General features: G+C 39.1%; 8 protein-coding genes. 4 read left to right on the plus strand and 4 right to left on the minus strand.

Annotation, left to right across the window (positions count from 1 at the left end):
* The first annotated feature begins 54 nt into the window (after positions 1 to 54).
* From H4O18_RS09095 to H4O18_RS09105, 3 genes are read left to right on the plus strand one after another with little or no spacing between them, the layout of a single operon-like run.
* The gene (locus H4O18_RS09095; RefSeq protein ID WP_187583727.1) at positions 55 to 1,638 is read left to right on the plus strand and encodes an aldehyde dehydrogenase (NADP(+)); all 1,584 of its coding nucleotides are present in this window, start codon (positions 55 to 57) and stop codon (positions 1,636 to 1,638) included.
* Between the two features lie 4 nt (positions 1,639 to 1,642).
* Positions 1,643 to 2,650: a 4-hydroxyproline epimerase gene (locus tag H4O18_RS09100; RefSeq protein ID WP_187583729.1), complete on the plus strand. Its 1,008-nt coding sequence runs from the start codon at positions 1,643 to 1,645 to the stop codon at positions 2,648 to 2,650.
* A 1-nt stretch (position 2,651) separates the two neighbouring features.
* Positions 2,652 to 3,902: an NAD(P)/FAD-dependent oxidoreductase gene (locus H4O18_RS09105; protein WP_187583731.1), complete on the plus strand. Its 1,251-nt coding sequence runs from the start codon at positions 2,652 to 2,654 to the stop codon at positions 3,900 to 3,902.
* 178 nt (positions 3,903 to 4,080) lie between these two features.
* Here H4O18_RS09105 and H4O18_RS09110 read toward each other — a convergent pair whose 3' ends face one another.
* The 4 genes from H4O18_RS09110 to H4O18_RS09125 form a co-directional block, all read right to left on the minus strand.
* Positions 4,081 to 5,250: an efflux RND transporter periplasmic adaptor subunit gene (locus tag H4O18_RS09110; protein WP_187583732.1), complete on the minus strand. Its 1,170-nt coding sequence runs from the start codon at positions 5,248 to 5,250 to the stop codon at positions 4,081 to 4,083.
* A gap of 10 nt (positions 5,251 to 5,260) precedes the next feature.
* Entirely contained in the window at positions 5,261 to 9,598 is a 4,338-nt protein-coding gene (locus tag H4O18_RS09115) for a CusA/CzcA family heavy metal efflux RND transporter (RefSeq protein WP_187583734.1), read from the minus strand.
* Positions 9,599 to 9,669: 71 nt separating this feature from the next.
* Complete coding sequence (locus tag H4O18_RS09120; RefSeq protein WP_246474155.1) at positions 9,670 to 10,107, minus strand: hypothetical protein; 438 nt, start codon at positions 10,105 to 10,107, stop codon at positions 9,670 to 9,672.
* A 159-nt stretch (positions 10,108 to 10,266) separates the two neighbouring features.
* Positions 10,267 to 10,971 carry a LytR/AlgR family response regulator transcription factor gene (locus tag H4O18_RS09125; RefSeq protein WP_187583736.1) on the minus strand — a complete coding sequence of 235 codons (705 nt, stop codon included), beginning with the start codon at positions 10,969 to 10,971 and terminating at the stop codon, positions 10,267 to 10,269.
* Positions 10,972 to 11,440: 469 nt separating this feature from the next.
* On the opposite strand from H4O18_RS09125, the gene H4O18_RS09130 reads away from it, so the two are divergent.
* The gene (locus tag H4O18_RS09130; protein WP_187583737.1) at positions 11,441 to 11,821 is read left to right on the plus strand and encodes an iron chaperone; all 381 of its coding nucleotides are present in this window, start codon (positions 11,441 to 11,443) and stop codon (positions 11,819 to 11,821) included.
* Positions 11,822 to 11,888 lie beyond the last annotated feature (67 nt).

Raw genomic sequence — 11,888 nt, forward strand, 5'->3', positions numbered from 1 at the left:
TAGTGGTGAAAAAACAAGCTCATTAGGAGAGCATAATTATAATATAAATTTACAATGATTACAGGGAAAAACTATATTGGAGTAGATACATCGGCCAAGAACAGTAGAACTTATTCAACCTTCAATCCAAAATTAAATAAACCTACTGAATGGATTTTCCATGAGGCCTCTAAGGAAGAGGTAAATGCAGCTGTGGAAAAAGCTGCGGTAGCGTTTGAAACATATCGCACTTTTTCAGACAGAAAAAAAGCAGAATTTTTAAAGGCCATTGCCAGCGAAATTGAATCCTTGGGGGATGAATTGATTTCCGTTTATGTACAGGAATCTGGATTACCGGAAGGCAGGGCCAAAGGAGAACGTGGTAGAACCATGGGACAACTTCGCGCCTTTGCCACTTTATTGGAGGAGGGCTCATGGGTGGAGGCCACCATTGATACCGCTCAGCCGGACAGGGAGCCATTGCCCAAAGTAGACCTAAGAAAAATGTTACTTCCTATTGGTCCTATTGTTGTATTTGGTGCCAGCAATTTCCCATTGGCGTTTTCTACCGCCGGGGGAGATACGGCCAGTGCTCTTGCTGCAGGATGTCCCGTAATTGTAAAAAGTCACCCAATGCATGCAGGCACGGGAGAGTTGGTTGCCTCGGCTATAGCTATAGCAGCTAAAAAGACAGGTATGCCCGATGGCGTATTTTCCAATCTAAATAGTAGTGATTTAGAGGTAGGACAGCTATTAACCGTACACCCTAAAGTAAAAGGAATAGGTTTTACAGGAAGTACAAATGGGGGAATGGCCCTGTATAGATTGGCTTCCCAAAGAAAGGAGCCTATTCCAGTTTTTGCCGAGATGGGCAGTATTAATCCAGTGATAGTACTACCATCTGCCCTTGAACAAAAAGGGTCCGAATGGGCAACCCAATACGCCGGTTCCATTATGCTGGGAGCAGGACAATTTTGCACCAACCCAGGACTTATTCTAGGTATAAAAGGTCAGGCGCTGGATAGTTTTGTAGCCACCTTGGGTTCAGAAATAGAAAAGTTGGATCCTACATGTATGTTGCATCCAAACATCTATGAAGGTTACGAAAAAGGAAAAAAAGAATTGTCTTCACAACCAAAAACCGTGGAGGTAGCTTCGCACAATGGCAATGTAGCTCCTAATTTTGCACAACAGAAGGTTTTAACCGTATCTGCCGAAGATTTTTTAGCCAACCCTGTTTTACATAGAGAGGTTTTTGGACCATTTTCAATCGTAGTTCAATGTAAGGACAAAGAAGAGTTGATAACAGTGACCCAAGAATTGGAAGGGCAACTGACAGGAACTATTTTAGGGAAGGAAACTGAAATAAAAACTTATACAGAGGTAGTAAATGCCTTGGTAAATAGGGTAGGTCGTATAATATTCAATGGGGTGCCGACTGGAGTGGAAGTTTGTCCGTCCATGATGCACGGAGGCCCATTTCCTTCCACAACGGATAGTAGATTTACTTCAGTTGGAACCTCTGCCATTAGGCGATGGGTACGGCCCGTTTCTTTCCAAAGCTGGCCTTCAGAATTATTGCCAGAGGCTTTAAGGAATAATAATCCGTTGGGAATAATGAGACTTGTGAACGGAGAACACACCAAACAGAAGATTTAGATTAATGGCCAGAAAGACCTTTTTTTGCGTGGATGCCCATACTTGCGGGAATCCCGTTAGGGTGGTTGCCGGGGGAGGACCAAATTTATTGGGCAATAACATGAGTGAAAAGCGCCAGCATTTCCTTAAAGAGTTTGATTGGATTCGGAAAGGATTAATGTTTGAGCCTCGAGGTCACGATATGATGAGTGGAAGTATTTTTTACCCGCCTTCCAATCCCGAAAACGATTTTGGTATTTTATTCATAGAAACCAGTGGTTGCCTTCCCATGTGCGGACACGGTACTATTGGAGCCATAACCATTGGTATAGAGGAAGGTTTACTCTCTCCCAAGGAGCCCGGTAGAATAAGTATGGAAACCCCGGCGGGTTTGGTAAACATCCAATACCAGCAAACTGGAAAAAAAGTAGATTGGGTAAAATTGACCAATGTGAAGTCTTATTTAGCTTCCTCGGAACTCACTATTAACTGTTCTGTTTTGGGTGAACTAATTTTCGATGTTTCCTATGGGGGCAACTACTATGCAATCTTTGACCCCCAAAAAAATTTCAAGGGAATCCAAGAATATTCTGCGAGTAATTTGATTCAGTATAGTCAAGAAATAAGAGAAAAAATCAATCTAAAATATCCTGACCACTTTATCCATCCAGAGAACACTACCATAAACGGTGTTAGCCATATCCTTTGGACAGGCAACACTATATCACCAGAGGCCACAGCAAGGAATGCTGTTTTCTATGGTGACAAAGCTATAGACAGATCGCCCTGTGGTACTGGCACTTCAGCACGCATGGCACAATGGCACGCCAAAGGAAAATTAAAAGTGGGGGATGATTTTATTCACGAAAGTTTTATTGGGTCCCAGTTTATTGGCAAAGTGGAGGAGGAAACTACGCTATCCGGATTAAAGGCCATTGTTCCAAGTATTAAGGGATGGGCCCAAGTTTACGGATACAATAACATTATTATTGACGATGATGATCCTTATGCACACGGATTTCAAGTAATATAGAATGGGAAAAAACGTATTGATTATTGGCGGGGGAATAGTAGGACTCTGTTCGGCCTACTTTTTACATAAAGAGGGTCATCAGGTTACCATATTGGACAAATCGGATATTACATCCGGAGCCTCTTTTGTCAACGCCGGGTATATTACTCCTAGTCATATAATTCCCCTGGCCTCCCCAGGAATGATTGTCAAAGGAATTAAATGGATGTTCAGTCCAACCAGTCCATTTTATATGAAACCACGATGGGATATGGACTTTTTTAGGTGGTCATGGTATTTTCACAAATCATCCACCAAGGAAAAAGTGGCCCACGCTATTCCCTTGATCAAGGAAATAAACCTAATGAGCAGGGAACTTTTCGCAGCTATTAAAAATACTGGGGATTTAGGGGATTTTCAACTGGAAAGAAAGGGCTTGTTAATGTTGTACAAGACCGAGGAGGAAGGGGAGCATGAATTGGAGGTTGCTGAAAAGGCTTCCTTTTTAGGAATGGAAGTTAGCTCCTTGGACAAGAAAGCATTGAACAAATTACAGCCCAACCTTACCATGGACGTTAAAGGGGCTGTTCATTATGAGTGCGACGGACATACCACACCAACAGAGTTCATGGAAAAAATGTTGGATTATCTAAAACGCAACGGTGTAATCATCAAAACCAATGAGGAGGTCACGGATATAGTGACAGATAATGGCCGAATAACCAAAGTAATTTCAGAAAAGACAGAGTATTCACCTGAAGAAATTGTTTTGGCGGCCGGCTCTTGGAGTGAAAAATTATCCAAGAAAATGAAGCTAAAACTTCCCATTCAAGCAGGTAAAGGATATAGTATAAACGTTCCGCGCCCAACAGGGATTACCATTCCTGCCATTTTAATGGAAGCCAAAGTAGCCGTGACCCCTATGAAGCAGTTTACCCGCTTTGCAGGAACCATGGAATTTTCCGGAATCAACGATATCATTAATAAAGAGCGAGTGGAAGCTATAGCCAAAGCGGTCAAGGAGTTTTATCCAGAAATAGAAATCAATACCGAGGAAATAGCCAAAGCAAAAAGTGGTCTACGCCCAGTTTCTCCGGATGGCTTACCCTATATTGGAAAAAGTAGCACCCTAGAAAATTTAACCATTGCCACAGGACACGCTATGATGGGCTGGAGCCTTGGACCGGTTACGGGACAATTGGTCTCGGAAATAATTTCTGACAAGAAAACTTCTATGGACATAATCGGCTTTTCGCCAAATAGAAAGTTCTAAAATTTAAAATTAGTTCTTAAGGTCTATGTATAATGAATCCTCCACTATATCTCACTCCCCATTAATCCATTGAAAGTTAACCAGAAATGCATTACATTTCTGGTTAACTATTATGCATGCCTAAGCCAGTAATTTATAATGAACTATCCTTTTTTTTTATAAAAAGAGGTTGCGTTGATTAGTGATCATGACCACCGGTCTCGCCTACCAAATTAAAACCTCCCTTAACAATTACCTGATCGGTATCCTTCAATCCACCCAAATCCGTAATGGCAATATATCCATTAAAGCTATCTCCGGTCTTAACTGTTCTTGGTTCAAAAATTTTTCCGTCGCTTTCTTCCGAAACCAAGGATAAAACATACTGATTGTTATCCAGGGTAACAACGCTCTCACTGGGCAAAGCATTAATATTCCTATTCTCGGTAATAATAGCAGCTTCTACGAACATTCCTACAGCAAAATTGTGGTTTTCATCATCATGCAAATGACCGTGCACCTTAACCGTTCTGCTTTCGGCATCAATGGAGGTACCTACCAAATACACCTCCGCTTCGTAATATTCCTCAGAGGCCTCCGAAATCCTAAAACGTATTTTTTGATCCTTTTTTATTTTCATTATATCCTTTTCAAACACGGATAATTCCAAATGAATATGGTCCGTATTTATTATCTCCATAATTTCATCCGAAGGGGAAACATACATGCCTTTACTAACATTAACTTGTGTAATACTGCCATCTATGGGCGCAAAAATGGTTGTTTCCGAAACCAGTATTCCCTTTTCTACATTTTCTGGAGAGATATTTAACATTTTAAGTTTTTGTCGCAAACCATTATACCTGGCAAGATTACGCTTGTATTCGCTCTCTGCTTTTAAAAAATTCTTTTGAGAGGTTATTTGCTCCGCTACCAAACTTTTTTGTCGCTCAAATTCGGATTTAAGAAAATTAAGCTGTTCAAAACTTTCCAGATACTCTTGTTGAATTTGAACAAATTCGGGATTTTCCAAGCTAAGCAAGGGTTGCCCTTTTTTTACTTTATTCCCAATCAAAAGGGGAGTTCTTTTTATATAGCCTCCAGAAAAGGCGCTAACTATTGCCTTGTTTTGAGGTGGAACATCAATGGTTCCCGCAACCTCCACCACTACAGGGAAATTTTGTTGACTAAGCATGCCCAATTCCATGTTCTCGCCTTCAAATTGTGCCTTTGTAACAGTTATAGTGTTTGCCTTAATTGTACTCTCCGCAGCACTCTCAACGGTATTATTTTTATTGCTTGAATCTCCGCAGCCCAAAACATTGAACAAAAGGATTGATATAAGGGGGATATATAGTATACGTGACATATTTTTTGTTTTATAGGTTTATGTAATTAATTGCAATGACCGTTTGATTATAGGCATTTAGATTCTCCAAATAGGTAAGGGTAATATGGTAGCCGTTTTCCATACTTTGTATATATTGAAAAAAGTCTATTTCCCCGCTCTGATAACTTAGTGTCGCCGTTTTTATAATTTCGTCGGCTAGTCCCTGACCTTCGGTTTCATAATAAGCCAACACCTCTTGATACTTTTTCAGCAGGCCCATAAGCGATTCGTATTTGGCCCTTAGTTGTATTCGATAATCCTGTGCTTCGGCCTGGGAAATATCCTTGGCTATCTTGGCCGCCTTTATTTTAGAAGCATTTCCACTAAAAAATAAAGGAATTTTAATCCCCAATTGAAAACCTTGAAGGTTTTCACCCAAAGTGGAATTGGTGCCCTGGAAATAATTAAAGTTCAAATCTGGCAGTAAATGCTGTTGCTCAAGGTTACTTTTGGCATCGAACATTTTTATTCTGTTTTTAAAATATGACATACCAACATTTTCCTCAATATCAATATCCATTAATCTAAGTTTTTCCATTGGCAGGGTTTTAACCAGTAATGTAGAATCTGGCTGCACCGTCTTAATTAGTTGCTGATAGGCCAGGTTGGCATCTTCAATGGCTTTTGTATATAGTATCTGAAGCTCCCTTTGCTTGGCCTGGGCCGTTATTTTTTCCAAATAATTACTTTCACCCAGTTCAAACCTTCGTTGTGCAGAATAGGAAAACCTCTCATACAACTCATTCAATTCACTATAGGTCTTTTCCTTTTGCCTGGCATATTGTAGCTCATGATAATTGGATGCCAATTCCTGTTCGAGCATTTGCTTCTTTAGCTCAAAGTTGCTGTTTTCTATAAGATAATTGGCCTTATTAACACCTTTTCCTGCAAAATATACAGTTGGAAAAAGGAAATTCTGCTGTACTCCGAACACCTCCAAAGGTTTGTCATTAAAAGCTATATTATTTTGATCGTAATGATAATAGACCTCTGTCTTATCAAAATTAAATGCACTCCCGATCAACACCTTGGATTCATCCACTTTTAAGCTCGATGCTTTTAGTCCAGAATTACCCTTAAGAGCCATAGTCCGTAATTCGTCAAAATTAAGTCCATCTTCCTGTGCCTGAACCGAAGTGGCACAGACCGTAAACAGCACTACGAAACCTAGAATCTTTGAACTGCTTTTGGATTTTACCTCTTTTGGCTTATCTTTTGAATGAAAAATAGAGTAGAGGATGGGCAGAACTACCAACGTCAATATGGTGGCTGTAATAAGCCCTCCAATAACCACGGTAGCAAGCGGTCTTTGCACCTCTGCCCCCACATTGGTGGAAATTGCCATTGGAAGGAAACCAAGTGCGGCAGCAGATGCAGTAAGCAAAACCGCTCTCAACCTATCCTTGGAACCTTGGATAATTAACTCATCTGAATCTTCCATTCCCTGATGTTTTAGTTCTTTAAAATGTTCTAACAATACAATCCCATTAAGGACAGCAATACCGAAAAGGGCAATAAAGCCAACTCCTGCGGAAATACTAAATGGCATGTCCCGGGCAAACAGAAGGAGAATACCACCTACGGCAGCGAGTGGAATTGCAGAGTAAATAATAAGCGCCTCCCTAATAGAATTAAATGCAAAATAGAGCATAATTAAAATAAGGATCAACGCCACTGGGACGGCGATTTTTAATCGGTCCTTGGCACTTTGTAAATTTTCGAACTGCCCCCCGTAGGTAACAGTGTAACCCGTAGGTAGTTTTACATTTGTTTCAATGAGCTTTTGAACGTCATCAACTACCGATTGAAGATCTCTGTTCCGTACATTGATGCCCACTACAATCCTGCGTTTGGTATCATCCCTCGAGATTTTTGCCGCCCCGGTAGTGTAGGATATTTGGGCCAACTCCCCCAAAGGAATTTTACCCGAAGCAGGGGTGTCTACATACAAATTTTTTAAATTAGTGATGTCTTGCCTACTTTTTAGATCCAACCTTAGGGTGAGGTCAAATCGCTTTTCCCCTTCAAATACACTCCCTAAGCTGGTCCCTGCAAACCCCATGGAAATAAGGTTATTCAGGTCGGCAATGTTTAGACCATATCTTGCAATCTTTGCCCTGTCAAATTTAACGTTCATTTGCGGAAGGCCTGCAATTTTCTCAACCGTTATATCCGCAGCACCATCTACATTCTTGATCAAGTTTCTTATTTCATTTCCCTTTTTATTTAGGATTTCCAAGTCGTCACCGAAAACTTTAATGGCAATATCAGCACGGACCCCAGTAATAAGCTCATTGAAGCGCATTTCAATGGGCTGGGTAAATTCCACCTCCATCCCTGGGATTACCGACAAGGCTTCCTTAAATTTATCGGCCAGTTCATCCTTGCTTTCGGCCGAAACCCATTCTTTTTTAGATTTTAGGATAATGATAACGTCACTCTCTTCCATAGACATAGGGTCCGTGGGCACTTCAGCGGCACCTATCCTGGTAACTACCTGTTTAACCTCTGGAAAATTATCCAATAAAATCCTTTCAATCCTTGTGGTTATTTCAACAGTTTTACTCAATGATGTACCTGTTTTAAGAACGGGTTGTATAACAAAATCCCCTTCATCCAAAGTAGGAACAAATTCCCCTCCCATTGTTGTAAACAAATAAATGGAACTACCCAAAAGCAAGATGGCAATGGCTAAAACCAATTTTTTCATTTTCAATGCCCATCGAATAATAGGATCATAGGATCTACTAAGAAAATCCATTAGCCGAACCGAAATATTCTTTGGGGATAGGGTAGAGGGTCTAATAAAAAGGGACGCTGCCACCGGAACATAGGTAAAACATAATATCATGGCCCCAATCAAAGCAAAACTAAAGGTAAGTGCCATGGGCTTGAACATTTTACCCTCAACACCACTAAGAGATAAAATCGGGATAAATACGATTAGGATAATTAACTGACCAAAGATGGCCGAGTTCATCATTTTTGAAGCTCCATTAAAGGTGATTTCATCTTTTAGTACTTGTTGTTCTTTCACCCCCAGTAATTGCAATGGCGCTCTTTTGGCAGTTATTTGAAAGGCAATATATTCCACTATTATAACGGCTCCATCGATTATTATACCAAAATCTATAGCCCCTAAACTCATTAGGTTCGCATCTACTCCGAAAATATACATTAAGGATAGGGCAAATAATAAACAAAGTGGAATTACCGAAGCCACTACCAAACCCGAACGAAGATTTCCAAGTAGCAAGACCACCACAAAAATAACGATCAAACAGCCTAAAATCAGGTTCTCTGCAACGGTAAAAGTTGTTTTGGCAATAAGCTCGCTGCGTTCCAAAAATCCATTGATAAAAACACCCTCGGGCAAGGTTTTGGAAATGGCATCTACACGTTCATGGATGGCCTCAATAACTTTTTTGGAATTGGCATCCTTTAACATCATTACTTGGCCTAGAACTTTTTCTCCTTCTCCATTCCCTGTTATGGCGCCAAAACGGGTTGCACTGCCAAAGTCCACCTTGGCCACATCCTTAATATATATAGGAAGGTTGTTTGTTGTTTTAACCACGATGTTTTCAATATCCTGAAGTGAAGTAACAAGTCCTTCTCCCCGAATAAAATACGCCTGATTTACCTTTTCAATATAACCACCGCCCGAAACGCTGTTGTTCTTTTCCAAAGCAGTAAAAATATCGGCAGTGGTAATATTCATAGCATGTAGCTTTTGAGTATTTATGGCCACCTCATATTGCTTTAAATAGCCCCCCCAAGTATTTACCTCTACCACACCCGGGATTCCGGAAAGCTGTCTTTTTACCACCCAGTCCTGAATGGTACGCAGGTCCATAGCAGAGTATTTATCCTTATATCCTGGTTTTGTATCCAGAATATATTGATAAATTTCTCCTAGACCCGTTGTAATTGGCCCCATTTTAGGGGTGCCAAACCCTTCCGGGATTTTCTCGGAAGCGGATATTAATTTTTCGGCGATTAACTGTCTTGGCAAATAGGTTCCCATTTTGTCTTCAAAAACAATGGTAACTACGGACAGGCCAAATTTTGATACCGAGCGTATTTCAACTACCCCGGGTAAATTGGCCATTTCAAGCTCAACGGGGTAAGTTATAAATTGCTCCATATCCTGAGTAGACAAATTTTGCGAAGTGGTAATTACCTGAACTTGATTATTGGTAACGTCCGGAACAGCACCGATAGGTATTTGGGTTAAGGAAAATAGTCCAAAACCTATAATAAATAGAGTGAACAAAAGAACAATTAATTTATTCTTTACACTGAATTGTATAATATTGGATAACATAATTCATAGATAAAAAGATTGCAAGCTATAGTAAAACAGCTTGTTAAATAATGATTTGTATCAGTAATGAATTATGTGGCCTTGGGCGGCTGGAAGATATCGGAATTTTGTACTGGGTAATAAGACTCTTGATAAAAAAAGTTTGAAGCGGTATCTGTTACTTGTGTGGATTTAGGCACCCCAAAATCAATCGCATTCAGCACGAAGGCTGATGTAAAATGGGAACATGTTTGATGATTGAAAGGCAATTCTTCATGATCCTTGTGTTCTTCCCTGTGTTCTATATCGTGTTGCTTTTTAAGTTCCCCGTAGTGTTTGGAGATAAAAACCAGTAAATTGTCGCCGTATTTCTGCTTATGAAATTGGGCATGAGTCAAAAAATCATCCAACTGGGCAACGTCTACCATATCCAAGTTAAAACTTTGGATTAAAAGTAAAAGCGAAAGTGCTATGGAAAATAATTTGCTCATCTGTATTGTAAAGATAAAAAGAATTTTTCTTTTAATCATATTTTACCTCCTTGAGCTTTACCAATGGTTCGGGAAGGAAGACACCTAAAGTGGTTTCTTCATATGTGATGGCTGTTCCAGAGCATTGTAGATCAAAAAAAAGGAATTTCACCCCACAACTTTAATGTCCAAAAGTATTTAGACCTTCCATGATAATTGTTATTCTATCACTACCAGGGCTTCAATCAATGCCTCCTTTTTATGCCTGCTTAGAGGAATGACCTGTCCCTTTATCTCAACTGTAGAACCATTGAAATTTTCAATTTTCTCAAGATTTACGGTAAAGGATTTATGAATCCTAAGAAATTTATCCTTGGGCAACTGTTTCGCAAATGCTTTCATAGTAGAGAGAATCAACGTTTTTTTCTCATTGGTAATAATCTTCACATAATCACCATAAGCCTCGATCCACAATATCTCATTCAAAAATAATTTGGTCTTCTTAAGATTACTATTTACATAAATATACTCCAGCTCAATCTCTTCTGCATTTTGAAGATCAAATTTGTTGATTGCTTTTTTAATAGAAAGATCAAATCGGTTCTTATCCACAGGTTTCTGCAAATAGTCCGTTACATCGTAGTCGAATGCCTTCATGGCATAATTAGGGTTGCCGGAAATAAGTATTACCTGCGGTTTGTGCTCCAGAGATTCCAGCAAATCGAAGCCGTTAAACCCAGGCATTTCAATATCTAGAAAAATTAAATCTATGGTATTGCTACAAATGTCCTTTTTAGCATCCAAACCATTATCAAATTCATTTATAAGCTCAAGTTTGGAATGTTCTTTTATAATTTTGGCAACTGCACGTCTTTGAACCGTGGAGTCATCTATTAAAATGCATTTTAACTTAGTGTTTTTCATGGTCATAATTTAAATAAACAACCATATACCATTAAAGTAGACCCATGCCGAATAACAAGGATCAGTCCGTATTTTCCTGCTCCCTTTAAGTAACAAGACCAACAATAACTTTAATGCCTATGGTTAGTGTTTGGCATTTTATAAGAAACAAATATACAGCATGTTATAATAAAAATAAACCTAAATGATTATAAATTATATATACTGCAAATCTGGATTTAAAATTAATAATCCACTATCTTATTAAGTTTTTTTATTAACCTTAACGATACATTAGGATTCCAAAGGCATTAAAATTTTTCGATTATCTTTATAATGGCGCATTATAAGTTTAAGAACATTCCCTATCATTTAATTTTTAGGAACACCACCGACACCTTATTATTAAAGTTATGAATTAAATAAAACTAACTAACTATTTGATTTTTATATAGTACGGTTTTTGAATTTTTAGAAAAAACAATACTTTATGACGGACGCAAAACCCAATAGCTCAACAAATGACGTAACAGCATATATTGCCCATTTCCCACAAGGGGTTCAAGAGACTTTGGAGGAACTTAGAAGGACAATTAAAAAAGCTGCACCCCTGGCAGAAGAAATAATCAGCTATAAGATGCCCGCTTACAAATACCATGGAATGTTAGTGTATTTCGCCGCCTATAAAAAGCATATTGGATTCTATGCCACACCTACAGGGCACAAAGAATTTGAAAAAGATTTGGCGCCGTTTAAGCAAGGAAAGGGCTCGGTTCAATTTCCATTGAACAAACCCTTACCACTGCCCTTAATTACAAAAATTGTAAAATTCAGGGTAAGGGAGAACTTGGAAAAATCACTGAATAGCTAATACATAAGAAAGCAATCAACCTAAATTTGGACTTAACTATCAAAACCTTTATCCATAAGCCCTTGTA

Source organism: Arenibacter arenosicollis, assembly GCF_014397245.1.
Classification (GTDB): Bacteria; Bacteroidota; Bacteroidia; order Flavobacteriales; family Flavobacteriaceae; genus Arenibacter; species Arenibacter arenosicollis.